General features: G+C 58.8%; 22 protein-coding genes and 3 tRNA genes. 16 read left to right on the top strand and 9 right to left on the bottom strand.

The features are described 5' to 3' along the window. Positions 1-5: 5 nt before the first annotated feature. The 3 genes from CTT34_RS12870 to CTT34_RS12860 form a co-directional block, all read right to left on the bottom strand. Positions 6-698 carry a TVP38/TMEM64 family protein gene (locus tag CTT34_RS12870; RefSeq protein ID WP_159342778.1) on the bottom strand — a complete coding sequence of 231 codons (693 nt, stop codon included), beginning with the start codon at positions 696-698 and terminating at the stop codon, positions 6-8. A gap of 71 nt (positions 699-769) precedes the next feature. After that, entirely contained in the window at positions 770-1,708 is a 939-nt protein-coding gene (locus CTT34_RS12865; RefSeq protein WP_159342777.1) for an ABC transporter substrate-binding protein, read from the bottom strand. Positions 1,709-1,740: 32 nt separating this feature from the next. Further along, positions 1,741-2,916, bottom strand: coding sequence for a clavaminate synthase family protein (locus tag CTT34_RS12860; RefSeq protein ID WP_254436378.1), 1,176 nt, complete (start codon positions 2,914-2,916; stop codon positions 1,741-1,743). Positions 2,917-3,041: 125 nt separating this feature from the next. Here CTT34_RS12860 and CTT34_RS12855 point away from each other — a divergent pair, with 125 nt between their 5' ends. The 4 genes from CTT34_RS12855 (at position 3,042) to CTT34_RS12840 (ending at position 6,614) form a co-directional block, all read left to right on the top strand. Beyond that, entirely contained in the window at positions 3,042-3,905 is an 864-nt protein-coding gene (locus tag CTT34_RS12855; RefSeq protein ID WP_159342776.1) for a LysR substrate-binding domain-containing protein, read from the top strand. 132 nt (positions 3,906-4,037) lie between these two features. Continuing rightward, on the top strand, positions 4,038-5,489 hold the full coding sequence (locus CTT34_RS12850; protein WP_159342775.1) for an alanine/glycine:cation symporter family protein: 1,452 nt from the start codon (positions 4,038-4,040) through the stop codon (positions 5,487-5,489). Between the two features lie 184 nt (positions 5,490-5,673). After that, the gene (locus CTT34_RS12845; protein ID WP_159342774.1) at positions 5,674-6,282 is read left to right on the top strand and encodes an FMN-dependent NADH-azoreductase; all 609 of its coding nucleotides are present in this window, start codon (positions 5,674-5,676) and stop codon (positions 6,280-6,282) included. 29 nt (positions 6,283-6,311) lie between these two features. After that, entirely contained in the window at positions 6,312-6,614 is a 303-nt protein-coding gene (locus CTT34_RS12840) for an MGMT family protein (protein ID WP_159342773.1), read from the top strand. 135 nt (positions 6,615-6,749) lie between these two features. Here CTT34_RS12840 and CTT34_RS12835 read toward each other — a convergent pair whose 3' ends face one another. Then, positions 6,750-8,318, bottom strand: a complete 1,569-nt coding sequence (locus CTT34_RS12835) for a carbon-nitrogen hydrolase family protein (protein ID WP_159342772.1) — start codon at positions 8,316-8,318, stop codon at positions 6,750-6,752. A gap of 43 nt (positions 8,319-8,361) precedes the next feature. Then, positions 8,362-9,279 (bottom strand): DMT family transporter, encoded by a 918-nt coding sequence (locus tag CTT34_RS12830; protein WP_159342771.1) that lies wholly within the window; start codon positions 9,277-9,279, stop codon positions 8,362-8,364. Positions 9,280-9,493: 214 nt separating this feature from the next. Between CTT34_RS12830 and CTT34_RS12825 the strand changes: the two genes are divergently transcribed. The 5 genes from CTT34_RS12825 to CTT34_RS12805 all read left to right on the top strand — a co-directional run bounded on the left by CTT34_RS12825 (position 9,494) and on the right by CTT34_RS12805 (position 17,840). Continuing rightward, positions 9,494-11,515: an NADPH-dependent 2,4-dienoyl-CoA reductase gene (locus tag CTT34_RS12825; protein WP_159342770.1), complete on the top strand. Its 2,022-nt coding sequence runs from the start codon at positions 9,494-9,496 to the stop codon at positions 11,513-11,515. 140 nt (positions 11,516-11,655) lie between these two features. Beyond that, positions 11,656-12,714, top strand: coding sequence for a threonine aldolase family protein (locus tag CTT34_RS12820; RefSeq protein WP_159342769.1), 1,059 nt, complete (start codon positions 11,656-11,658; stop codon positions 12,712-12,714). A 259-nt stretch (positions 12,715-12,973) separates the two neighbouring features. Continuing rightward, entirely contained in the window at positions 12,974-14,896 is a 1,923-nt protein-coding gene (locus CTT34_RS12815; protein WP_159342768.1) for a PrkA family serine protein kinase, read from the top strand. Positions 14,897-14,967: 71 nt separating this feature from the next. Continuing rightward, positions 14,968-16,257 carry a YeaH/YhbH family protein gene (locus CTT34_RS12810; protein ID WP_159342767.1) on the top strand — a complete coding sequence of 430 codons (1,290 nt, stop codon included), beginning with the start codon at positions 14,968-14,970 and terminating at the stop codon, positions 16,255-16,257. Positions 16,258-16,277: 20 nt separating this feature from the next. Beyond that, positions 16,278-17,840: a SpoVR family protein gene (locus CTT34_RS12805; RefSeq protein ID WP_159342766.1), complete on the top strand. Its 1,563-nt coding sequence runs from the start codon at positions 16,278-16,280 to the stop codon at positions 17,838-17,840. An 84-nt stretch (positions 17,841-17,924) separates the two neighbouring features. Here CTT34_RS12805 and CTT34_RS12800 read toward each other — a convergent pair whose 3' ends face one another. Further along, positions 17,925-18,239, bottom strand: coding sequence for a high-potential iron-sulfur protein (locus CTT34_RS12800; protein WP_159342765.1), 315 nt, complete (start codon positions 18,237-18,239; stop codon positions 17,925-17,927). 252 nt (positions 18,240-18,491) lie between these two features. On the opposite strand from CTT34_RS12800, the gene CTT34_RS12795 reads away from it, so the two are divergent. Then, positions 18,492-18,767, top strand: a complete 276-nt coding sequence (locus CTT34_RS12795; protein WP_044628486.1) for an Lrp/AsnC family transcriptional regulator — start codon at positions 18,492-18,494, stop codon at positions 18,765-18,767. 79 nt (positions 18,768-18,846) lie between these two features. Next, entirely contained in the window at positions 18,847-19,695 is an 849-nt protein-coding gene (locus CTT34_RS12790; protein WP_159343792.1) for a DNA/RNA non-specific endonuclease, read from the top strand. A 199-nt stretch (positions 19,696-19,894) separates the two neighbouring features. Here CTT34_RS12790 and CTT34_RS12785 read toward each other — a convergent pair. From CTT34_RS12785 to CTT34_RS12775, 3 genes are all read right to left on the bottom strand, one after another. Next, positions 19,895-19,981, bottom strand: a tRNA-Leu gene (locus tag CTT34_RS12785). 46 nt (positions 19,982-20,027) lie between these two features. Further along, positions 20,028-20,114: transfer RNA gene (locus CTT34_RS12780), tRNA-Leu, on the bottom strand. Between the two features lie 87 nt (positions 20,115-20,201). Continuing rightward, a tRNA-Leu gene (locus tag CTT34_RS12775) sits at positions 20,202-20,288 on the bottom strand. Between the two features lie 270 nt (positions 20,289-20,558). On the opposite strand from CTT34_RS12775, the gene rnr reads away from it, so the two are divergent. The 5 genes from rnr to CTT34_RS12750 all read left to right on the top strand — a co-directional run bounded on the left by rnr (position 20,559) and on the right by CTT34_RS12750 (position 25,454). After that, complete coding sequence (gene rnr, locus CTT34_RS12770; protein ID WP_159342764.1) at positions 20,559-22,943, top strand: ribonuclease R; 2,385 nt, start codon at positions 20,559-20,561, stop codon at positions 22,941-22,943. A gap of 2 nt (positions 22,944-22,945) precedes the next feature. Continuing rightward, on the top strand, positions 22,946-23,740 hold the full coding sequence (rlmB, locus tag CTT34_RS12765) for a 23S rRNA (guanosine(2251)-2'-O)-methyltransferase RlmB (RefSeq protein WP_159342763.1): 795 nt from the start codon (positions 22,946-22,948) through the stop codon (positions 23,738-23,740). Between the two features lie 211 nt (positions 23,741-23,951). Beyond that, positions 23,952-24,329, top strand: coding sequence for a 30S ribosomal protein S6 (rpsF, locus tag CTT34_RS12760; protein ID WP_044628490.1), 378 nt, complete (start codon positions 23,952-23,954; stop codon positions 24,327-24,329). Positions 24,330-24,362: 33 nt separating this feature from the next. After that, positions 24,363-24,590, top strand: a complete 228-nt coding sequence (rpsR, locus tag CTT34_RS12755; protein WP_009097135.1) for a 30S ribosomal protein S18 — start codon at positions 24,363-24,365, stop codon at positions 24,588-24,590. Between the two features lie 12 nt (positions 24,591-24,602). After that, positions 24,603-25,454: a hypothetical protein gene (locus CTT34_RS12750; protein ID WP_159343791.1), complete on the top strand. Its 852-nt coding sequence runs from the start codon at positions 24,603-24,605 to the stop codon at positions 25,452-25,454. Position 25,455 lies beyond the last annotated feature (1 nt).

Here is a 25,455-nt window from a genome sequence, read left to right as displayed (position 1 = left end):
AGACGTTAGGCGTCGTGTCGTTTGTTGGCCGTACGGGCAGTCGCCACGCGTTTGAGTAGCCACAACAAGCCGATGCCCGCGACCAAACCGGCCACGGCCAGTGCCAACTCCTGCTTGGAGGCGGCGGTGAACAGCGCGCCTAACTGGCTGCCGAGCAGAATGACCGCCGCCAGCCCCGGCACGATGCCAAGCGTCGAGCCGATCATGTAGTCGCGGAAATTGAGATGAAACGCCCCGGCCAGCATGTTGGTGAGCGTGAAGGGAGCCAGCGGCAGCAGGTTAATGACCGTCATGGTGCGGATGCCGCGCTTGGAGAGGTAGCCGGAAAGCCCGCGCAAGTGGCGGCCGCCGTAGCGCATTAGGGCATCTCGCCCCAGCCAGTGTCCCACCCAGTAAGAGACCACCGAGGAACTCAGCGTACCCAAAGTGGCGTAGGCCAAGCCCCACACTGGGCCAAACAACAAGCCGGTCAACACGACCAGCAAGCTCAGCGGAAACATCACTAACAGCGAGCTGGTGTACACGGCCATAACGGCGGCAAACATCCAAGGGGCTCGTTGCCACTGGCTAATGGTGTTGGTGAGTTCTTCGAGATGCGTCTGAGTCAGCAGCCCTTGCTGCTGCAGGTAGCGCCACATCACGCCTAGTATCACCAGCGTGATCAGTAAGCCTAGCCCTTTTAGCAACGTCCGTGACATTCCATCCCCACCGCCTGTTTGGCAAAAGAGCGATAGCATACGCCACTGCGGCGGCGGGGTGAACGAACGCGTTACGGTAGGCGCGCTTCAATGACCGGCCAAGCAGCGTCACCCTCGGTGGTCGTCACATCGGCCAGCATGGCTTCCACGCGCTCGGGGTGGTCGTGGATCCACTGCTGGGCCACCTCGGCAAGGTCACGCTCCTCTTGGCCAAAGGCTTGGATCATCCAGCTCTGCTCGTCGGCGGTAAAGCTAAACTGCTCGAAGAACGTGACCAGCGCCGGGTGAGCATTGGCGTAGTCGCTGCGCAGTAGGGTGCGTACGTCGCTTTCGCCGTTGTTCTCACCGAACAGGTTTTCCGGGTCTTCCAGGTAGCGCATGGGCAGCTCGAGGTTCATCCAGTGGGGCGTCCAACCGACCCACACAATGGCCTCTTCTCTGGAAATCGCGTCTTGAGCGGCGGAGAGCATGCCCACTTCGCTGGTATCTACTAAGCTCCAGTCGCCCAGTCCCCAAGTGTCGTTATCCATCGCGTTATGGAGAATCTCGCTCGCCGCTGAGCCTGCGCCAAAGCCATGAATTTGGCCGTTGAACTCATCACGGTGTTCATCTAAATCCGCGAAGCTTTGAATGCCGCGCTCATGCAGGTACGCCGGTACGGCCAGCGTCATCTGAGCGCCATCGACGTTGTTGGCGACATCGGTGAGCACGCCAGAGGCTTTACGCGGTTCGAACATCTCTTTTTGTGCAGGTAGCCAAGCGCCTAAAAAGGCGTCGACGTCGCCACTCTCCATGCCTTGGTAGATCACCTGCAGGCCTATTTCGTGGGTTTGAGTGTCGTAGCCCAACGGGTTAAGGAGCTGCTCGGCAATTTCGGTTTTTACCGTAATACCGGGCCAAGCGGGTACGCCGAAATCGAGCGTGGCGTCATCGGCAAGGGCGGCTTGGGTGGTAACGCCTGCGAGGCTTAGGGCGATGGTAGAGACGATGGGACGGATCGAGCGCGTCATGGAAGGGGATCTCCTTGCTTGGGTTATTGTGATTACGCAGTGGTACGGGCGAGAACACGCAGGCGCGAAGCCAGCATGTCTCGGTCGAGATAGGTGCCCTGAAGGTGGCGAGCACCGCTATTGGGATCGAACTCCCGGCGGCCGTGAAGCACGCGCCGATTATCGAACGCCACCATCTGGCCCGGTTTTAAAGTGAACTCCAACTGATGGGCGTCGCTGTGGAAGAGTTGCCACAGCACTTTATAAGCGCGATACCAGGCCGCCATTTTTTCAGCGGGCAGGTGGAGGGTGTCGCGTATCCAGTTATTAAGGCGTATCTCCACTAGCTCGCCTTGGCTATCTAGGGTGATCACTGGGGCTTTGATGGCGATATCGTGGGTGTCGTCCTGAAAGCGAAAATCGATGGGCGTTTCGCTGAGAATAACGAGCGCTTCCGGGTCCTGTTCGCGCAGGGCATTGATCACTCGGGCACCATCAGCAAACAGCGACTCGCCACCGCTGGCGTCGTTTTGCAGGCAGTAGAGCAGTTGAATATCCGGCGGCTGCTGCCAGTTGGGCAAGTCGATATGCAGCGGTAGCCCGACGGCGGTATAGGCCGCGTTGTTGGGGTTAGGCTTGGAGCGAACATTAAAGCGCCCGCCAAAGTTGGTAGCGCGCTGCGGGCCAATGCGCTCGGCAAGGCGGCTGACTTCCTCTTCCACCAGCGGTGCGTCGGTGACTAGCGCCAAGCCGTCGCGTAGCATGGCGGTCAGCCAAGTTTTCTCGCCTTCTGGGGTCAGAAAGTCGGCGTGGCGAACGCCTTCGGGGAAGAAGTCGTCTCGCCACGGCTGCGGGGCGGGCAGTGCAGAAAAGCGCGTCGCCTCAGGGCGGCGCTGGTAAAGCCAGCCGCTATGAAAGGCGCTCACATGACCATCCTGCCACTGTAAATAGAGGTGGCCATCTGCCAGGGTAACGCTAGGTGCCTGTTCGATATCGTCTAACGGTAGGTAGAGGCGCTCGCGGGTTTGCGGATGGCGACACTCGGCGCAGGCGCAGTGGTCGCGAAACCATAGCAGAGGCAGCGTCGTTCGCGTACCGTCTTCCCAGGTCAGCGCAAGCCTGCTGTCGGTAAGCGTGGCATCGTTGAGTGCCGGGCCATGGTCATAAGGCGCGAGTTCGCTCATTAGAGGGGCTGAACGCTTTTCCGGGGCGGCTAGTACGCTGGTCATAGGAGCCTCGCTGTAGGTAGGTGACGTATTGCTCGATTTGCTTGTTAGGATGCGGAGTCCCTTGCGCAGTGACAAACGATGAATCTGGCCCCAAAGACCCTGTTTAGCTTATAGGTTGCTTTTTCATGAGTTCACTCCCCCCGCTGTTATGGCTACAAGCGTTTGAGTCGGCCGCCCGCACCCTGAGTTTTACGGCGGCGGGTAACGAGCTGGGCGTGACCCAGGCCGCCATCAGCCAGCGCATTCGGCTGCTGGAGGATCGCCTGGGGCAAAAGCTGTTCGTTCGCCACGCGCGCAGCCTTTCGTTGACCCCGGCAGGTCAAGCGTGGCTGCCCAGCATTCACGATGCGTTTTCACGCATCAGTGAAGGGACCTCGGAGGTGTTCGGTGTGACCAGCGAACGGCCGGTGACGCTACGGGCCACGCCGGTGATCCAACAATCTTGGCTCGCGCCAAGGCTCGTGGCCCTGCATCGACAGAAACCAACGATTTTGCTGCGCTTGGTCAGCGCGATTTGGCCCGACGACTTTGGGCCCGAAGGGGCCGACATCGAGATCCGCTACGGTCGGGGAGAGTGGAGCGGGCTGGAGATGCTGCCCTTGGGCGACGAGCATTTGTTGCCCGTGTGTTCCCCCGCGCTGGCCCGCTCGCTGAACGACCCCGCCGATTTAGCAGGACACACGCTATTGCATGCGGTGGGCTTTGGCGTTGGGTGGCCGGGTTGGCTGCAGGCGGCGGGAATGACCCACTTGGAGTCTGAGTGTCTATCGCTAACGTGCGATAATCAGGTGATGACGCTAGCGCTCGCCAGCCAGGGCGGCGGGGTGGCGCTCACGCACCGTCGACTGTTGGAGCAGCGTGATGATTTGGTGGCCCCCTTCGATATGGGCGTACCCAGCGATGAGCGTTTTTGGCTGGTGCGGCCCAGCAAGCGCCACGTCAGCGATGAGGCGGCAGACGTGTGGGAGTGGCTGGCAGCGTCTCGTTAAGTCTTCTTCGTGAGCTTGAGGCATCCAGCAGTGGTTACGACTGCTGGGCAGGAAATTTGCCAATTTTCTTGCCATTTTGGTGCAACCGTGAAGAATGATGCGCCTTCATTGTTTCAAAAAGGCGTGTTTCCTATGGACTTTACTCTTCCTCCCCTGTTGACCGCGATGGTGGATCGCGGCAACGGGCTGTTGTGGGGCAGCGTGCTGATTTATCTGCTCATTGGCGCTGGCCTCTATTTCACGGTCATGACCCGCGCCATCCAGATTCGCTACTTCGGTCATATGTTCAAGTTGCTGCGTGGCTCGCGGGCATCCAATGGCGGTATCTCGTCGTTTCAGGCGCTCTCGACCAGCCTGGCCGCTCGCGTCGGCACCGGCAACTTGGCCGGGGTAGCCGTCGCCATCTACTTCGGCGGCCCAGGCGCGATTTTCTGGATGTGGATGACGGCCATGGTGGGCATGGCCACCAGCTTCGTGGAGTCCACGCTGGCGCAGGCGTACAAAACCGACCATGGCGACAACACCTTCCGCGGTGGCCCGGCGCGCTACATCGAACGCGGCTTGGGGCTGCGCTGGCTCGCGGTGCTGTTTTCGGTCTGCCTGATCATTGCGTTTGGGCTGGCGTTCAACAGCGTACAGGCCAACTCCATCGCCCAGGCCATGGAGCAGGCGTTTGCCATTCCCACCTGGGCCATGGGGTTAGTCTTGATGGCCATCGTCGCGCCGATCATCTTCGGTGGCCTGAAGTCGATTGCGAAAGTGGCTGAGTTAGTGGTGCCGCTGATGGCGCTGCTGTATCTGATCTTGGCGCTGGTCGTCGTGGCGCTCAATATCAGCGACCTACCCGCTGCCATCATGACGATCGTGCAGAGCGCTTTTGGTATCGAGCAGGCGGCCGGCGGTGCGATGGGCTATGCCATCTCGCAAGCGATCATGAACGGTATTCAGCGCGGCCTGTTCTCCAATGAGGCGGGCATGGGCTCGGCGCCTAACGCCGCCGCAACTGCCAGCACCCGCCCGGACCACCCGGCTGCCCAGGGCTTCATTCAAATGCTGGGCGTTTTTCTGGATACCCTGGTGATTTGTACCGCGACGGCGGCCATCATCATCATGGCGGGCCCTGAGCTGCTAGCGGGTGAAGAGAATAACGGCATTCAGCTAACGCAGATGGCGCTGTCCAGCCACGTGGGCGATTGGGGCGGCATGTTTATCGCCATTGCCATCCTGCTGTTTGCCTTCACCTCGGTGATTGCTAACTACTCCTACGGCGAATCCAACATCGAGTACCTGGCGGGCCGCCGTGCGCCGCTGGCGGTGATGATTTACCGCTTTGCCGTGCTGGGCATGATCATGGTGGGGTCGGTGGCCAGCCTGGGGGCGATCTGGAATTTTGCGGATCTCTCCATGGGGATGATGGCAATCATCAACCTGGTGGCGATTCTGCTGCTATCGCCCATCGCCTTCGCGCTGTTCAAAGATTACGACACTCAGCTCAAGGCGGGTAAAGAGCCGGTCTTCGACCCCAGCCAGTTCCCGAAGCTGGCCAAAAAGGTCGATCCCAACGCGTGGCCTAAGCAGAAGTAACAGGCGCGAGTTAAGTGCTTAACGCCCCGCTTCACGTTGCCAAAGTGCAGCGTGGGCGGGGCGTTTTCATGAGGTCAGAAGATTCGATTTTGTCGAATGAAACTCGGAAAACGTTGCGCTGTTGCTTCGTCAAAAGCGCCGTAGAATAGCGCCTAACCTTACCACTGATTTTCAAGGAATTTTCATGACCACTCGTGCCCTGTTAGTGACCTCTTCTATCCTTGGTGACAACGGCCAGTCCAACGCGCTGGCGACTCATTTTCAACAGCAGGCCGCTGCACGCGATGGCGTCGCCGTTACCCACCGCGATGTGGTCGCCAACGCGCTTCCGCACCTCGCCATCGAAGAGCTGGGCGCGTGGCAGACCCCGGCTGACGAGCGTACCGTTGAACAGCAGGCGCTTGCCGCTCATTCTGATGAGCTGCTGGCAGAGCTGCGTGCTAACGACGTGCTAGTCCTGGCGGTGCCGATGTACAACCTGGGCATTCCGTCACAGCTGAAAGCGTGGTTTGACCGCGTGCTGCGCGCCGGTGAAACCTTCCGCTACACTGAAAACGGCCCGCAGGGGCTGATCGAAGGCAAACGGGCGATTATTCTGGCTGCTCGTGGCGGTCAATACGCGGGCACCGAGTTCGATAGCCAAACGCCACACCTGAAAACAATGCTGGGCCTGATGGGCATCAGTGATGTGGAAGTGGTGTTTGCTGAAGGTTTGAACATGGGCGACGCTCACCGCGATGCTGCCCTGAAAGAAGCCTTCCAAGCCATTGATCAGCTCGTCGAAGCGCTCTAAACCAACGCCATAAGCCAAACGAGGTTGTCATGCCACGCCCGGAACTGCTCGAACAGATTTACACAATTGTCGATCAAATTCCGTCGGGGCGGGTGACGACCTACGGGCGCATTGCCAACATGACCGAAGGCGCCACGGCGCGCATGGTGGGGTCGGCCATGCGCCACTTGCCCGAGGGGCACCAGTTGCCCTGGCATCGTGTGATTGCGGCGTCTCTCAAACTGGCTGACCACGGCGGCGCGGCACGCCAGCACGAAAAGCTGCGTGCCGAGGGCGTCGCGTTCGATGCCAAAGGCCGCGTGCCGCGCCACCTCGTTTGGCCGGATGAGTAGCTTTGTGGTGGGTGGTGATTTGTAAGTGGTGAATGGAGAGGTGTGAATAGAAAGTTGTGAATAGCGAGTTGTGAATGGCAAAACGCCGCCCGGTGGGCGGCGTTTTTTATGCGCAGTGATGTCGGTCGACTGTCTTTAATCTTCTTGCTTACTGCCAGACTTCCACGACCAGTCGCGCCAGCGCAGATCGAACAGATCTTTACGGCGGTCTTTCAGGTTGGTGACCGAGCCTTCGGCACGTACAACGGTGAGGCGGGTCAGGTCCAAGTCGGAGAAGAAGATCATCTCCGTGTTGGGCGTGGTTTCAGCCAGTACCGCGTCGTGGGGGAACGCGAAGTCGGACGGCGTGAACACCGCTGATTGAGCGTACTGGATATCCAGGTTCTCAATGGAGGGCAGGTTGCCGACGCTGCCACAAATGACCACGTAGCACTCGTTTTCGATGGCGCGGGCCTGTGCACAGTGGCGCACGCGCAGGTAGCCGTTTTTGGTGTCGACCCAGAACGGTACGAAGAGAATATCCATATCCTGGTCGGCCAGCAGACGGCCCAGCTCCGGGAATTCCACGTCGTAACAGATCAAGATGCCCACGCGCCCTGCGTCGGTGTCGAAGACCTGCAGATTGTCGCCCCCTTCGATCACCCAGTCGCGGCGCTCTTGCGGGGTGATGTGAAGCTTGAGCTGCTTCTCGACCTCGCCATCCCGGTGGAACAGGTAGGCCACGTTGTAAAGACGGTCATCGTCACCCACCTCGATCATCGAACCGCCGATGATGTTGATGTTGTAAGAGACCGCCATGCGTGACAGTTCGCTCTTGAAACGATCGGTAAAGCCCGCCAAAAAGCGAATCGCCGCCATTTGGTCTTTCTGGGCAGCACGATCTTGGAGGCCCATCAGCGGCGTGGTGAACAGCTCCGGGAAGACGGCGAAGTCACTCTGGTAATCCGACAGCGCGTCGACGAAGTACTCGATCTGCTGCAGCGCCGCTTCCACGGAAGCGAATTCACGCATCTGCCACTGCACCGCCCCCACGCGCACCTGCGTTGGGCGGGTGTCCAGCACGTTTTCAGCGGGCTCGAACAGGATGTTGTTCCATTCCAGCAGCGTGGCGTAGCCACGGGACTGCTCATCTTCCGGCAGGTACTTGCGCAGCAGGCGCTTGACCTGGAAATCGTTGGCGAGCTGGAACGACAGAATCGGGTCGTAGATCTCTTTGCGAGAGACTTTGTCGATGTACTGTGCAGGCGTCAGCTCGGCGGCGTGCTGGTGATACTCGGGAATACGCCCGCCTGCCAAAATGGCGCGCAGATTGAGCGAGCGGCACAGCTCTTTACGCGCTTCGTACAGGCGGCGGCCCAGGCGGTAGCCGCGGTAGTCCGGATGAATCAGAACATCCAGCCCGTACATGGCATCGCCATCCTGATCGTTCAGGATGATTTCACGATGGCCGATCAGATCGTCGTACTTATGCGGGTTGGAGAACTCGTCGTAATCCACTTGCACGGTGAGGGCCACACCGACCAGCACGCCGTCATCCTCGATGGCAATCTGACCTTCAGGAAACTCCTGAATCAGCTTGTCGATGGTGTGCTTCGGCCAAGCGCCACCAATGTCGTGATACACCGCGTCCATGAGCGATTTCAACTGGCCGTAGTCGTCGCTGGCAAGGTTACGCAGATTCAGGTGCAGTTCTTCTAGGGACATAGTTCAGGGGTTCCCAGTCGTCGAATGAAGTTGGCCTATTGTATCACTGCTGCGCGCTGCGCGTTTTATGAGGGGCGGCGGCACGTACCAACGGGCGTGTCAGCGTTTGTGCCATGATTACCCCGGCAAGAATTAACAGCCCACCCATGAAGTGGAATCCCGATACCTGTTCACCCAATAGCGCCATGGCAATCAGCGCACTAAACAGTGGCATGAGGTTGATGAAGATACTCGATTGGTTGGCGCCGATTTGACGTACCGCACGCATCCATAAAAACGTCGTGATGACCGAGGCGGGAATGCCTGCGTAAAGGATCAACCACACGTTTTGCCCATCCACCGGTGTCATGGGGCCCATCACGTAGGGCGGTAATAAAAACAGGACGGCAAAGCAGACCTGCGCATAGAGCATGACCCAAGGAGGCAGGTTCATCGCCCAGCGCTTGAGCATGACACCGTATAGCGCGTAGCAGGTGGCGGCGACCACCATCAGCGCGTCGCCTTGAGCCACCTCCAACTGCAGCAGTGAGAGCGGGTTGCCGCGGCCAAGCAGCACGGTGACGCCGATAAAGGCGAGCACGCCGCCTACGACACCGCCCAGCGTGGGGGGTTCCTTGAGAATCAAAGCGCTGAGCAGCACCGTTAGCAGTGGCACCATGGCGGCCAAAATGCCCATGTTGGTGGCGGTGGTGGTCTCTGCCGCCACGTAGGCGAGGCCTTGCCACAATCCCATGCCCAGCAAGCCCAGTAGTGCCAGCTTCGGCCAGTTACGCTGTATCTCCTGGCGATGGCGCAGAGCGGCGGGTAGCACGAAGGGGGTCATGACCAGCAGCGCCAGCAGCCAGCGCAAAAAGGCGATGCTGCTAGGGGCAATCGCACCCACGGTCAGCTGGTTGATGGTCATGTTACCCGACCAGATCAGCACCGTGGCCAGCGGCGGTAAAAAGTAAATCAATGGCATAGCACGTTCCCTTAAAACAGTCCCTTATCGTTAGCCGGTTAATGTGACGCGCTTTGCCGCGATGAGCAAGGGGAAGGCGTTGGGCAAACCGCTGAGCTATACCAAAGAGCAGCCCCACGGGGCGGCTAAAAGTCTGTACGTCGAACTCGCTATGTCATACGCTTGTTTGAATACGAATGGCTAGCCGTTTCAATAACATTAAAGGAGCGCCGTGATGCACCCAGCGCCAGCTTATCCGCATCTGTTTCGTCCGCTGACCGTCGGCCACTTGACGCTGCCCAACCGCGTCTTGATGGGGTCCATGCACACCAATCTGGAAGAAGCGCCGAACGGCTTCGAGCGCTTGGCGGCGTTCTATGCAGAGCGGGCGCGTGCAGGGGTAAGCTTGATCGTCACGGGCGGCATTGCGCCGAACCCCGAAGGGGCGGTCTTTCAGGGCGCCAACGCGCTGACGGATGCGTCGCAGGTCGCGGCGCATCGCCAAGTGGTCGAAGCGGTTCACGCCGAAGGTGGCCATTTGTGCATGCAGATTTTACATGCTGGGCGCTACGCCTACTCCCCCGAGCTGGTCGCGCCGTCGGCGTTGCAAGCGCCGATCAATCCCTTTACCCCTCGGGCGCTCTCCAGTGACGACGTCGAGCAGCAAATTACCGACTATGTTCGCTGCGCTACGCTCGCCCAGCAGGCGGGCTACGACGGCGTTGAGGTGATGGGCTCGGAAGGCTATTTGATCAACCAGTTTATTTGCCGCCGCACCAACCAGCGTGACGACGACTGGGGTGGCGATTTCGAGCGGCGTATGCGCTTCCCGGTTGAGATTGTCAAGCGTATTCGTCAGGCCGTTGGCGAACGTTTCCTACTGATCTTCCGCCTCTCGATGATCGATTTGGTGGAAGAGGGCAGCTCCTGGGACGAGGTCGTACAGCTGGGCCAGGCCATTGAAGCCGCTGGCGCGAACGTCATCAATACCGGCATTGGCTGGCACGAGGCGCGGGTGCCCACCATTGTCACCAGCGTGCCACGGGCGGCGTTTACCGAGGTTAGCCGACGCATGCGCACGGCGCTGTCGATTCCGCTGATCACCACCAACCGCATCAATATGCCGGAGGTGGCCGAGCGGGTACTGGCAGACGGCCATGCGGATATGGTGTCGATGGCGCGTCCGTTTTTGGCGGACCCGGAGTGGGTGCGTAAAGCCGAGGCCGGCTTGTCGGAGGAAATTAATACCTGCATCGCCTGCAACCAAGCCTGCCTAGATCACACCTTCATGGGCAAGCTGACCTCGTGCTTGGTCAACCCCCGCGCTTGCCACGAAACCGAGATTTCCCTGGCACCGGCGCAAACGCCCAAGCGGGTGGCGGTCGTTGGCGGCGGCCCGGCGGGGTTGGCCACGGCGGTGGCAGCGGCCAGCCGTGGGCACGCCGTGGTGCTTTTCGAGCGTCGCGCCGAGCTGGGTGGGCAGTTCAATTATGCCCGTAAAATTCCGGGCAAAGAGGAGTTCAATGAAACCCTGCGCTACTTCCGAGTGATGCTGAAGAAACATGCCGTCGATGTGCGGCTGAATACCGACGCCACCGCAGAGGCGTTGGCCGATTTCGATGAGATCGTGATGGCCACGGGGGTCGTGCCCCGTGAGTTGACGCTACCCGGCGCTAACCACCCCAGCGTGCTGAGCTACGCCGATGCCATCGAGCAGCCTGAGCGGGTGGGCAAGCGCGTGGCGGTGATCGGCGCGGGAGGCATTGGTTTCGATGTCTCTGAGTTGCTTTCCCATGAAGGGCACCCCGCCATGGAGGTGGCCGCATGGTGCGACGAGTGGGGCGTGGATTTGGCAGTGGGCGAGCGGGGCGGTTTGAAAGCACCGCAGCCGCCGCGTTCACCGCGCAGTATCGTGATGCTGCAGCGGAAAAGCTCTAAGCCGGGCAAAAACCTGGGCAAGACCACGGGCTGGGTACACCGCGCCTCGCTCAAGCAGCGCGGCGTAGAAACACTGACTGGCTGCGAGTACGTACGTATCGATGATGCCGGTTTGCACATTCGCCGCGACGGACAAGAGCAGGTGATCGAGGTGGACACCATCGTGGTATGCGCGGGACAAGAGTCCGTGCGTGACCTGATGACCCCGCTGCAACAGGTGGGCGGGCGCGTGCATGTGATTGGTGGCGCTGCGGAAGCGGCCGAACTGGATGCCAAGCGCGCCATCGATCAAGGCACACGGTTGGCGGCGTCGCTGTAACGCTCATTGGGGGCGTGACGTTGACGGCAAAATGGCGATAGACTGATGAATCACCCTAACCACTAAGCCACGTTAGGGATTTAAGGCGCGGGTGGCACCCAGCCTGCGCCGCACGACCGCCAGACAAAAGGATTATCGTCATGCCCTCGGAGTGTACCCCACGATTTTTAGCCAGTGATAACACCTCCGGTATCTGCCCGGAGGCAATGCAGTACTTACTCGAAGCCAATCAGGCGGACGATCTCGCCTATGGTAACGATCGCTGGACCGCCCGCGCCGCCGACCGTTTTCGGGAAATGTTCGACTACGACTGCGACGTGTTTTTCGTGTTCAACGGCACTGCAGCCAATTCACTGGCGCTCTCGGCGATGGGGCGCAGCTACCACAGCGTGATTTGTCATGAGCTGGCGCATATCGAAACCGACGAGTGCGGCGGCCCTGAGTTCTTCTCGAACGGCGCGAAGCTGCTGACCTCCCCGGGGGCGAATGGCAAGCTGACCCCCAAAGGGATCGAAGCGCTGGTCACCAAGCGCAGCGACATTCACTATCCGAAACCGAAAGTCGTCTCGCTCACCCAGGCCACCGAAGTCGGCACCGTTTACTCCCGTGAGGAGCTGTTGGCCATTCGCGCCATGGCGGACAAGCATGATTTGCGTCTGCACATGGACGGAGCGCGGTTTGCCAACGCCTGCGCCAGTTTGAACGCTTCGCCTGCCGAGTTGACTTGGCAGGTAGGGGTCGATGCCCTGTGCTTCTCGGGCACCAAAAACGGCTTGGCGTTTGGCGAGGCGATCCTATTCTTCAATCGCGAGCTGGCGGAAGACTTCTCCTACCGCTGCAAGCAGGCGGGGCAGTTGGCGTCGAAAATGCGCTATGTCTCTGCGCCGTGGCTGGGGTTGTTGGAGAGCGGTGCGTGGCTGACCAACGCCGAACATGCCAACGCCATGGCACGCTATCTATCAGAGGGGCTGCAGGCGCTGCCGGGTGTCTCGCTGATGTTCCCCACCCAGGCGAACAGCGTGTTCGTTGAATTGCCGCCTCACGCCATCGAAGCGTTGAAAACCAAAGGGTGGACGTTTTACACCTTCATCGGCGCTGGCGGAGCGCGTTTTGTGTGCGCGTGGAACACCACCGTTGAATTACTCGACCAGCTATTGGCCGACGTCAAAGAGGTGCTGGAGCAGCCCCCCGCTGCCTAGCTCGATGCGGCTCTTGGACCGCCTGCACGCCACCGCTGCGGTGGCGTGTTGCGTTGTAGTGCTCTGTAGAATTCAACGCAACTAAAGCTCTCCTCCGATGCTCATAGGTTTATCTCAGCGGTCAGATGCGCTGCGTTGAAGGTGATGTCATCACTTTTTGCTAATGCTGACTACGCTGATAGAGCGACACCTCAAATAGCACGCCGCCTGGGGTATTGGCTTGGCGGTCGCGCTGGGGGATGGGCCACAGGAGAGTTCCATGAGCATCTTTGATCACGTTCAAGACCGATTTGCCCGCGTTCAGCAAGAGGACATGAGCCTTGAGGAGTACTTGGCGCTTTGTCGCCGCGACCCTAAGGTGTATGCCAGCGCCGCCGAGCGCATGCTGGAAGCGATAGGCGAGCCTGAAGTGATCGACACGGCGAAAGACCCGCGTCTATCACGCATTTTTTCGAACAAGGTGATTCGCCGCTATCCTGCCTTCGCCGAGTTTCATGGCATGGAAGAGGCCATCGAACAGATCGTGGCTTATTTCCGCCACGCGGCCCAGGGGCTCGAAGAGCGCAAGCAGATTCTTTACTTGCTGGGTCCGGTCGGCGGCGGTAAGTCGTCGTTGGCCGAACGCCTGAAGCTATTGATGGAGCGCATTCCTTTCTATGCCATCAAAGGCTCGCCGGTCTATGAATCGCCCCTTGGGCTCTTCTCACCGGAAGAGGATGGCGAGCTGCTGGAACAAGAGTACGGCATTCCTGCACGCTATCTGCGCAGCGTCATGTCGCCTTGGGCCGCCAAACGCCTAAAAGAGTACGGCGGCGATATTTCCCAGTTCCGCGTGGTGCGGCTCTATCCGTCACGGCTGAATCAAATTGCCATCTCCAAAACCGAGCCGGGGGACGAGAACAATCAGGATATCTCGTCGCTGGTCGGTAAGGTGGATATTCGTCAGTTGGAGCTTTACTCCCAAGACGACCCGGATGCTTACAGTTTCTCAGGCGGGCTTTGTCGCGCCAACCAGGGGCTGATGGAGTTCGTGGAGATGTTCAAGGCACCCATCAAGGTGCTTCACCCGCTGCTGACCGCCACCCAAGAGGGCAACTACAACCCCACGGAAGGCATGGGCGCGATTCCTTTCGATGGCGTGATTCTGGCCCACTCCAACGAATCGGAATGGCAGGCGTTCCGCAATAACCGTAACAACGAGGCTTTCCTGGACCGCGTCTACATCGTCAAGGTGCCTTACTGCCTGCGTGTGTCGGAAGAGATCAAGATCTATCAAAAGCTGCTGGAAGACTCCTCCCTCAACGCAGCGCCCTGCGCGCCGGATACGCTGCGTATGCTGGCGCAGTTCTCGGTGTTGTCGCGGCTCAAGGTGCCGGAGAACTCCAGCATCTACTCCAAGATGCGGGTATATGACGGGGAGAATTTGAAAGACACCGACCCGCGCGCCAAATCGATCCAGGAGTACCGCGATGCGGCAGGCGTAGACGAGGGCATGCAGGGCCTCTCGACCCGCTTTGCCTTCAAAATTCTCTCCAAGGTGTTCAACTTCGATAGTACCGAAGTCGCGGCCAACCCGGTGCATCTGCTGTACGTGTTGGAGCAGGCGTTGGAGCGCGAGCAGCTGCCGTCCGAAGTATTCGAGCGCTACCTGGGCTTCATCAAGGAGTTTTTGGCCCCGCGTTACGTGGACTTCATCGGCAAAGAGATTCAGACCGCGTATCTCGAGTCTTACAGCGAGTACGGTCAGAACATCTTTGACCGCTATGTGACCTATGCCGACTTCTGGATTCAAGACCAGGAGTACCGTGACCCTGAAACCGGCGAGCTGCTCAACCGCCAATCGCTGAACGAGGAACTCGAGAAGATCGAGAAACCGGCGGGTATCTCCAACCCGAAAGATTTCCGCCATGAGGTCGTGAACTTCGTGTTGCGGGCGCGGGCGCAAAACAACGGTATGAACCCTAGCTGGCAGTCGTATGAGAAGCTGAAAGGCGTCATCGAACACAAGATGTTTGCCAACACCGAAGAGCTGTTGCCGGTGATCTCGTTCAACGCCAAAGCGTCGAAGTCGGATCAAAAAAAGCACGAGGATTTCGTGGCGCGCATGGTGGACCGTGGCTATACCGAAAAACAGGTGCGGCTGCTCTCCGAATGGTACCTGCGCGTGCGTAAGTCTCAGTAGCGGGCCGCTGTCGGCCCGCACACAAGAGCGCCAAGAGTCGGCGCTCAAGATCGAGGTGTTGAGGAGGTCGAATGACCTACTTTATTGATCGCAGACCTAACGCTAAGCACAAGAGCGCGGTCAATCGGCAGCGCTTCTTGGAGCGTTATCGCAAGCACATCAAGCGCTCGGTGGAGGAGGCGGTCAACCGCCGCTCCATCACCGACATGGAGCGTGGCGAGAAAATTTCGATTCCTGCCAAGGACATTTCAGAGCCCGTGTTTCAGCACGGGCCGGGCGGGGCGCGTAATATCGTCTCGCCGGGTAATAAGGAGTTTCTGGAGGGGGATAAGATTCGTCGCCCGGCGGGCCAGGGGGGCGGCAATGGAGCGGGCGAGGGCGGCGCCTCCAACCAGGGGGAAGGAAACGACGAGTTTGCCTTCACCCTCAGCCGTGAAGAGTTCTTGGAGTTTGTGTTCGACGGCTTGGAGCTGCCCCATTTGCAGCGCAAGCCGCTAAAGTCGCTGGAAGAGATCAAAATGGTGCGGGCAGGCCTTGCGCGAGATGGCGTGCCCTCGCGCATTAGCATTACCCGCTCGATGCGCGAAGCCTATGCACGGCGTATCGCCATGCGCGCGCCCATCAAACGTGCTTTGAAAGAGGCGCAAGAGGCGCTAGCGGCCGAGGAGCGCAAAGACCCGGTGCTGCGTAACCCGGCGCGTATCGTGGAGCTCAAAGCCGAGATCGAGCGGCTGGAGAAGCGCATCGACGCCATTCCCTTCATCGATACCTACGACCTGCGCTACCACCAGTTGGCTGCTCAGCCACAGCCGTCGAGCCAGGCAGTGATGTTCTGCGTGATGGACGTGTCGGGCTCCATGACACAGAACCATAAAGACATCGCCAAGCGTTTCTTTTTACTGCTCTATCTTTTTTTGGAGAAGCACTACGAGAAGGTGGAGTTGGTGTTCGTGCGCCACCATACCGCCGCCAGGGAGGTGAACGAGGAGGAGTTCTTCTACTCTCGCGAAACCGGCGGCACCATCGTGTCCAGCGCACTGAATCTGGTCAATAAAATCATCGAAAAACGCTACCCCGCTGGGCAATGGAATTTGTATGTGGCGCAGGCATCCGATGGCGACAACTGGGACGACGACTCCAACATCTGTCGTGATCTGCTGGTAAAGCAGTTGATGCCCCAGCTGCAGTATTACGCCTACGTGGAGATTACCCCGCACGATCATCAGTCGTTGTGGCACGAGTACGAAACCGTAGCAGCACAGTTTCCCGAGCGGTTTGCGATGCGCCAGATCGTCGATGCGGGAGATATCTACCCCGTTTTTCGTGAGCTATTCAAGCGCCGCTTGAGTCAAGAGCGCTAGTGCGAGTCGAGGAGGGCGCCATGAGTGTAACCCGCAAGCCCATCGCCACTGGGTCGGACTGGAATTTCAGCGTGCTGGAGCGCTTCGACGAGGAACTCGCCAGGCTCGCCGATGAGTACCGGCTGGATACCTATCCCAATCAGATCGAAGTCATCACTACCGAGCAGATGATGGATGCTTACGCCAGCGTCGGCATGCCGGTGGGGTATCACCACTGGTCGTTCGGGAAGCAGTTTCTTGCCGTGGAGCAGGCCTATAAACGGGGACAAATGGGGCTGGCCTATGAACTGGTGATCAACTCCAACCCCTGCATTGCCTACTTGATGGAGGAGAATACTTTGATGATGCAGGTGCTGGTCATTGCCCACGCCTGCTACGGTCATAACTCCTTCTTCAAGGGCAACTACTTATTCCGCACTTGGACCGATGCGGAGTCCATCGTCGATTACCTGGTATTCGCCCGCAAATACATCGCGCAGTGCGAAGAGCGCCACGGCGTGCACGCCGTCGAGCAACTGCTGGATGCCTGTCATGCGCTACAAAACTACGGGGTAGACCGCTACAAGCGGCCATCACCCATCTCGGCGGAGGAGGAAGCCAAACGCCAAGACGAGCGCGAGGCGTACCTGCAAACCCAGGTCAACATGCTGTGGCGAACGATCCCCGAGCCGCCGGCTGGCATGGCACCGTTGCCGGGTAGCTTGCACAGCGACGACGACCCGTTGGGACTGCATACGGGCGGTCGCTACCCCTCAGAGCCCCAGGAGAACCTGCTCTACTTCATCGAAAAGAATGCTCCACTGTTGGCCCCTTGGCAGCGTGAGATCGTACGTATCGTGCGTAAGCTGGCGCAGTACTTCTACCCGCAGCGGCAAACGCAGGTAATGAACGAGGGGTGGGCATGTTTTTGGCACTACACGTTGATGAACCGGCTATACGATGAAGGCAAGGTGGATGAAGGGCTGATGCTGGAGTTCTTGCAGTCCCACGCGGCGGTCATCAACCAGCCGGGGTTCGATAGCCCCTATTACAGCGGGCTGAACCCTTACGCTTTGGGTTTTGCCATCTTCATGGACATTAAGCGGATATGTGACGCGCCGACGGCGGAAGATCGTGAGTGGTTCCCCGACATAGCGGGCAGCCCCTGGCGAGACACCCTGGAGTTCGCGATGCGCAACTTCAAGGATGAGTCTTTCATTCAGCAGTTTCTCTCCCCCAAAGTCATTCGCGACCTAAAGCTCTTTTTGATCGTCGATGATGATCAGTCCGAGACGCTGGAAGTCGCCGCGATACATGACGATCGGGGCTACAAGCGTGTTCGGGAGGCGCTCTCCAGCCAATACGCGCTCTCCGTTCGCGAGCCCAATATTCAGGTGGTGGAAGCCGCCATCCGAGGAGATCGCTCGCTGACGCTGCACCATATTCAAGACAATCGCCGCCCTTTGGGCCGAAGCGTATACCCGGTGATTCGCCATTTACAGCAGCTGTGGGGGTTCCCCGTACACTTGGTGTCCATGGAGGAGGGAAAAGTGACACGACGCTACCACTGGCCGGTAGAAGAGGAGAGCAAAGAGGCGAGTTGATGGCGAACGTGTTTTATACGTCTTCAAACGTCATCACCCCGCGCAAGGCGCGGGGTGAGTCGTTTTAACCGCTGGCACAGCGTATTACGCTTTGGCGGTCCAGGATTGGCACCAACCTTCCGGGGCGACACTGTTTTCGGGGAACAGCTGGCAGCCTTGCGTATCGGTATTGAAGAACATGCAGTTAGAGCAGAGTTCGCCCTCTTCGTAAGCAGGGTGATCGCTGGCTTCGCTGGCCACTTCAACGTAGTTGAGCGCCTGGGCGGTAGGTGAGGAGGGATCCAAACGCGGGAGTTCCTGGGCAAAAGCAGTCTTCGACAGGATTCCAGCACCAAACGGCAGGGCGGCGAGGCCTAGCACGCTGTTACGCATGAACTTACGACGGCTCTGATTAGCCATGGTGTCTCCTTATCGTCACGGTCTGACGTTTTGCTACGGTGATCGGGTGGTGGTCCACCTCTTAATACTCCGACAAGTCTTATAAATCGGAGGTCTAAGGTACATGCTAGCGCATGCTCAAAATTAGTGCGAATAACCTTATAAATAGCGCGACAATTAGCCACGCAGGTGAGCAGCGCTTGGCCCTACCCCGCAGGCTGCTATACTCGCCCCGTAGCCTGATATCCACCTTTCATGAGCAACGAGGGCGCCATGCAGAACGCAGTGATCTTGATCAATACCGAAAAAGGCCAGGTAAAAGCAGTGGCCGAGCGTCTAGCAGATGTAGAGGGGATCAGTGAGGTCTACTCTACCTGTGGTCGTTACGACTTAGTCGCCATTGCCCGCACCCGTGACTTCGAGAGCTTGGCAGAACTGGTCACCGAGCGTCTCAATGCGGTAGAGGGGATCAGCGATACTGAAACGTTGAACGCCATGCAGGTGCACTCTCGTCACGATCTGGAAACCATGTTTTCACTCGGCTGGTAACCCTCGCTATCGCGGCAACGGATAGACGAGTGGATGAAAAGAATATCGTAGGGGAGTGACTTCGTTGGGGAATTCGTTCGTGCGCTGGCGTCGCCAAGGGCGACGTCTGGGCATTGCTGTGCTGTTTGTAATCGTAGGTACTGGTCTGTGGGAGTTTCAGGGCCGTCAACATCAAGATGCGTACACGTGGAAAGGCGTGCCCACGTGGGAGTCGTTTCAACCGACGACGTTTCATCGCGTATTGCGCAACGATGGGTTTTTAGCGGGATGGTCGGATGTACGCGTCGGGGCGCTGTGGGTCAGCTACCAAGTCACCGCCGTGCCAGACGATACGCGCATCGGCAGTCGGCCCAATTTCCAAGCAGACTGGCGCACGCTATGGCCCGTAGATACGGACAGCTATTCCGGCAGTGGCTACGACCGAGGGCATCTAGCCCCCAACTATGCCATTGCCGCCGTGCATGGCCGCCGTGCGCAAATCGATACCTTCTTGATGAGCAACATGGCGCCTCAACGGCCTAATTTGAATCGTCAGCTTTGGCAGCGTTTGGAAGAGTCGGTCATGGACCACTTTGCCCCTCGCTTTGAGCGCTTGCAGGTAATCACCGGGCCCATCTACCCGGAGCACTTTATGGATAACGTGTTCAATCGCGTGGGTTTCGTGGAAGTGCCGTCGGCGTTTTATAAAATCATCGTCGCCCCTCACGAAGAGGCGCCGTTAGCGCTAGCGTTCATCATGCCTCAAGACGTAAGAGGCAACGAGCCGCTGGATGACTATCTCGTCACTATCGATGAGGTGGAAGCGCGAACGGGACTGGATTTCTTTCCTGATTTGACACCCGCAATGGAGTCCGTACTCGAAGGTGAGTTGCGCACCCAAGACTGGGCGTTGGAAGAGGTGGCGCGTCGTCCCGGACGCTATCAGTAAATCGGCGGGCGGGGGCTTGACCCTCGCTTGTCGCAATGCGCCACCGTGTTAACGTGCAGGCGCTACAACACACCACGCTAGGGCGGTGATCGGAAAAGCGCATAGGGCACGTGGCTTATACTAGAAAAAATACACAGAGAAAAAGAGAAATAAGAGGGGATAGCATGGATGAAAGAGTGATGCGGAAGGGACCATGTCATGGTGCCCAGGAGAGGACTTGAACCTCCACGTCCGTACGGACACTAGCACCTGAAGCTAGCGCGTCTACCAATTCCGCCACCTGGGCGCATCATCTTTTCGTTTGCAGTTACAGCGCGGCGTTTGTATTCGCATGGTGCCCAGGAGAGGACTTGAACCTCCACGACCATACGGTCACTAGCACCTGAAGCTAGCGCGTCTACCAATTCCGCCACCTGGGCGAATACAAACTAACCTTCTACTGCTGTCACCGCTAACTTGCCGCTGCACCTTATAACGTCATGAAAAGGGGATAACATGATGTTATTTGGTGCCCAGAAGAGGACTTGAACCTCCACGACCATACGGTCACTAGCACCTGAAGCTAGCGCGTCTACCAATTCCGCCATCTGGGCAAGTGGCGCGTATGATACCGGGGCCGTGGTTAAATGCAAGCCCTGAGGCGAATTTTTTAACACTGAAATCATATTAATGCAGCGTTAGGTGGTTGGGTGATTGAACCGGCAGCGCTATACTGCGCCCATGACCAAACAAAACATGACACGCGCTAGCTCATTAACCGCTTGCGCCGACGCCAATAGCGTCGATACCGAATCCCGCCCGCAGTGCCAAGCCGCTGCGCTAACTGTCCGCCTCCCGCAAACGCCATCAAGGATGTTGATCGCATGAAGTACTGGACGTTGAGTGATGATCCGCACGCCGAGCGCGAGGCGCAAAAGTACGATAACCCTGCGCCTAGCCGCGAATACTTATTGGCTGCCCTAGAAAGTTATGGCAAGCCCATTACCCATGAAAACATGAGCCGCATGCTGGGCATCGAGGATGAAGACCATCTCGAAGCCGTGCGTCGGCGCATGGCGGCCATGGAACGCGACGGGCAGGTGCTACGGGACCGTCGTGGCGCCTACGCGCTCATCGACAAGCTCGACCTAATCAAAGGTAAGGTCTTGGGGCATCGCGATGGTTTTGGTTTCGTGCTGCGGGATGACGGTAAGAAGCCAGATCTCGTGTTGCCGCCACGTCAAATGCGTCGTGTCTTTCACGGTGATCACGTGCTGGTACGCATCAGTGGCCGTGACCGTCGCGGCCGTGACGAAGCCACCATTGCCGATGTCATCGCGCGCAATACCCAAACCATCGTGGGTGTCTACCGCAGCAATACCCCGGAGTTTGGGGTGTTGATTCCCGAAAACCCGCGCATTACGCAAGAAGTCATCATACCGCACACCTCCTGTGGGGGGGCAAAGGATGGCCAGGTCATTTCGGCCAGGATCGTGCAGCAGCCCGCTACTCGGGTGCAGCCGGTGGGTGAAGTGATCGAAGTGCTGGGCGAGCGTATGGATCCCGGCATGGAGATCGATATTGCCATCCGCAGCTACGACATCCCTGCCGAGTTTCCGCCAGAGGTGCTGGATCAAACCAGCGACATCTCTGCAGAGGTCTTGGAGGAGGATAAACAGCATCGCGTCGATTTGCGTGATATTCCGCTCGTCACCATCGACGATGAGTCCGCCAAAGATTTCGACGACGCAGTCTGTGCCTGGAAGACCAAGTCCGGCAGCTGGAAGCTGTTGGTGGCGATTGCCGACGTTTCCCACTATGTACGCCCCGGCACTGCGCTGGATGATGAGGCGCGCACGCGAGGGAACTCGGTCTACTTCCCGGGGCAGGTCGTGCCGATGCTGCCAGAGCTGCTCTCCAACGGCCTCTGTTCACTGAACCCTCACGTCGATCGTTTGGTGATGGTGTGCGAGATGAACATCTCCAAAACCGGCGCCATCAGTCGCTACTCGTTTTATGAAGCCGTGATGAACTCCCATGCACGCCTGACCTATAACAAGGTGGCGGCGATGTTGGACGGCGAGAGCGAGGAGGGCGAAGCGCTGCGTCGTGAGCATGCGGAACTGGTCAAGCCGCTCAAAAATCTGCACGAGCTGTATGGCCTACTGCGCTCTGCGCGGGAAGAGCGTGGCGCGATCGATTTCGATACCACGGAAACGGCGATCATCTTCAATGACGAGCGCAAGATCGAAAAAATCGTGCCGCGTACCCGTAACGACGCTCACAAGCTCATCGAGGAGTGCATGCTGGCCGCCAACGTGGCCACGGCGCGCTTCCTGGACAAGCACGACCTGCCAGCGCTCTACCGTATTCACGAGCGTCCCACGCCCGAGCGTTTGGACAAGCTGCGCCTGTTCTTGAGTGAGCTGGGACTTTCCGTCGGAGGGGGCGACGAGCCCACGCCGCAAGATTACCAAGCGCTTCGCGAAGCCATTGCCGACCGACCGGACGCCGATATCATTCAAACGGTCATGCTGCGCTCGATGAATCAGGCCGTCTATTCGCCTCAGAACGAAGGCCACTTTGGTTTGGCGTACCAGGCGTACGCCCACTTTACCTCGCCGATCCGCCGTTATCCGGATCTGCTGGTTCACCGCGCCATTCGCTCGGTGATTCGTGGCCCGCGTCAAACCAATACGGTCGTGCGGGTAGAGGGTGCGCCGGTAGAGCCACCGAGCAAATGGTGCCCCTATACCTTCGAACAAATGCTGGAGCTGGGCGAGCACTGCTCGATGACCGAGCGGCGTGCGGATGAAGCGACCCGCGATGTCGAGAGCTGGCTCAAGTGTGAGTTCATGTCCGATAAGCTCGGAGAGACTTTCGAAGGTACGATTGCCTCGGTGACCCAGTTTGGCCTGTTCGTGCGTCTCGATGACTTCTATGTCGAGGGCTTGGTACACGTGACCTCGCTGCCGTCGGACTACTATCACTACGAAGCCGAAAAGCATCGCCTGAAAGGGGAGCGTACCGGCACCACCTACCGCCTGGGGGATGGCTTGACCGTTCAGGTGGCGCGCGTGGACATGGACGACCGGAAAATCGACTTTGGCTTGGCCGATGACAAGCCGCGCCCGCGTCGCCAGCCGCGTAAGCGTCGTGGTGAAAGTGGTGGCCCCAAGGCAGTCGCTGCCCAGGATAAGCCGTCAACGCGTCGTGGCCCGCGCCGCACGCGCAACGGCTCGCGCAAACCATCAGCGAAAAAGGGGTGAGCATGAAGTCGTCGTCTCGACGCCCCCCGCGTACGGCCATTCGCACGCCGGATGGCTTGGATCACGTGTACGGCGTTCACGCGCTGGAGAGCTTGCTAGGGCGTGGCGAGTCCCCTCAGGAGCTGTGGGTTCAGCAGGGGGCGGGTAACCGTTTGAAAGAGTTGGTCGCCACGGCCCAGTCCGGCGGTGCGCGTATCAGAGAGCAGCCCCGTGACGTGCTCGATCAGCTCACCCAGGGCGCAGCGCACCAAGGCGTGGTGGCATTTTGTGCCCCTTTGATGCCCGAAGGTGAAGAGTCGCTGTGGTTGAAACTGCGTGCCTGGCAGGCATCCGCACCGCCGCTGTTGCTGGTGCTGGATGGCGTCACCGATGTGCATAACTTCGGTGCCTGCCTGCGTAGCGCCGATGCCGCCGGCGCCCACGGCGTGATCGTGGCGAAAGACAAGGCCGCGCCGCTCAATGCCACGGTCAGGAAAGTGGCCTGCGGTGCTGCAGAAGTCGTGCCGGTCTATCAGGTCACGAATCTTTCGCGCACGTTGGCCAAGCTCAAAGATGCGGGTGTTTGGATTACCGGTACCGCCGGTGAGGCGGAGGCCAGCGTGTTCGAGATCGACATGACCGGTCCTACCGCGCTGGTGATGGGCGCCGAAGGGAAGGGCATGCGCCGTTTGACCCGCGAAGCCTGCGATAATCTCGCCAAACTGCCCATGGCCGGGCAGGTGTCGAGCTTGAATGTCTCTGTGGCCACCGGTATCTGCCTGTTTGAAGCCGTTCGCCAGCGGCAGCTTGCAAGTTAGCGGCCAGCCCACTAGAATGCTTGCGCTCGTTTATTCATAAGCGGGCGTTCGTATGGGTAACTCATCTGTACGATCAACAGTTCTGCTTGATGCGCTATCTCGGCTGTTCGCGGCCTAGAAAGGGCATTTCAGTTAACTCCTTGCTTCCCTGTCGCCGTTGAGGTATCTGCCCCAGCGCACATCGGAAGCTGCCAAACCGCAAGGAGATTCCATGCGTCATTACGAAATCGTGTTTATGGTCCACCCGGATCAGAGCGAGCAAGTGCCGGCTATGGTCGAGCGCTACACCAGCATCGTTACCGAAAACGCTGGTACTGTGCATCGCCTGGAAGATTGGGGCCGTCGTCACCTGGCTTACCCGATCAACAAGATCCACAAAGCCCACTACGTGCTGATGAACGTTGAGTGCACCGGCGAGACTCTCGAAGAAATCGAGAACATCTTCCGTTTCAACGACGCCATCATCCGCAGCTTGGTCGTTCGTTGCAAAGAAGCGATCACCGAAGCGTCTCCGATGATGAAGCCGGCAGAAGAAAAGCGTCCGCGTCGCGAAGAAAAACCGCGCGCTGAAGCTGAAGAAACTGCCTGATTTTATCCACCGCACGTTTTAAGGAGCTAGTCCATGGCACGTTTTTTCCGTCGCCGTAAGTTTTGCCGCTTCACCGCTGAAGGCGTCAAGCAGATCGACTACAAAGATCTCGACACGCTGAAGGCTTACATCACCGAAACCGGCAAGATCGTTCCGAGCCGCATCACCGGCACCAAAGCACGCTATCAGCGTCAGCTGGCGACCGCTATCAAGCGTTCACGCTACCTGGCACTGCTGCCCTACTCCGATAGCCACCAGTAAGCGTTTAACGTGATGCTGGCACTAGCAAGATGGCTGATGCGTGGTACGCCCTATGCCGCAGGCGGGGCAGCGCTAGCAGCGTTAGTGCCCTGGCTGTTTTGGTTAGGTGCGGCCATTGCGGCGTTAGTGACGCTGCGCAAGGGCTTTGCTCCCGCGCTTCCCGTCATTATCGCTGCGGCATTACCAGCCGGTTTCTGGTGGGCGCAGGGTGATGTGATTCCGCTGGCGAGCGTACTACTCGTTTCGCTCATGGCGGTCATATTGCGCGAGAGGATGCGCTGGAGTGAAGCCTTGATCGTTGGCACCTTAGCGGCCGCGGTCATGGTGCAGCTTGGCATCTTCAGCCCACCGGGCGGCACAGAGCTCATGCTGGAGCAGTTGCGCGAGAGCTCGGAAGAGATCGACCGCATGCTCACAGAGTTTGCCAACCAAGGCGTCGACACGACGACTCTGGCCTCCATGGTGATCGGGGGCGTAACGGGGTTGGTTGTGCTGTTAGCGGCCATCGCATGTTTGGCGCTAGCACGCAGCTGGCAGGCTGGGCTTTATAACCCAGGCGGCTTTCGTGAAGAGTTCCATGCGCTGCGCCTGGCTCCCAAAGAACTCGCTATTTTAGTAGTGCTTGGGGTGGCAGGTATGGTGCTAGGTGCGCAGGCGCTGGCCATGCTTAGCTGGATTCCGCTGTTGATAGCCGGTATTGCGTTAGTGCACGGGTTTATTGGAATAAAGGGGATGAACGGGCTGTGGCTGGTAGCATTTTATGTGCTGCTGATCACGACCTGGCCCACGATTCTCATTGTGCTGCTGTTGGGGCTGATCGATACATTCGCGAACGTTCGCGCACGCCTTGCCCGCAGCAATTGAC

The organism is Halomonas meridiana (assembly GCF_009846525.1).
GTDB lineage: Bacteria > Pseudomonadota > Gammaproteobacteria > Pseudomonadales > Halomonadaceae > Vreelandella.
This window is presented reverse-complemented; position numbering and strand designations above follow the sequence as displayed.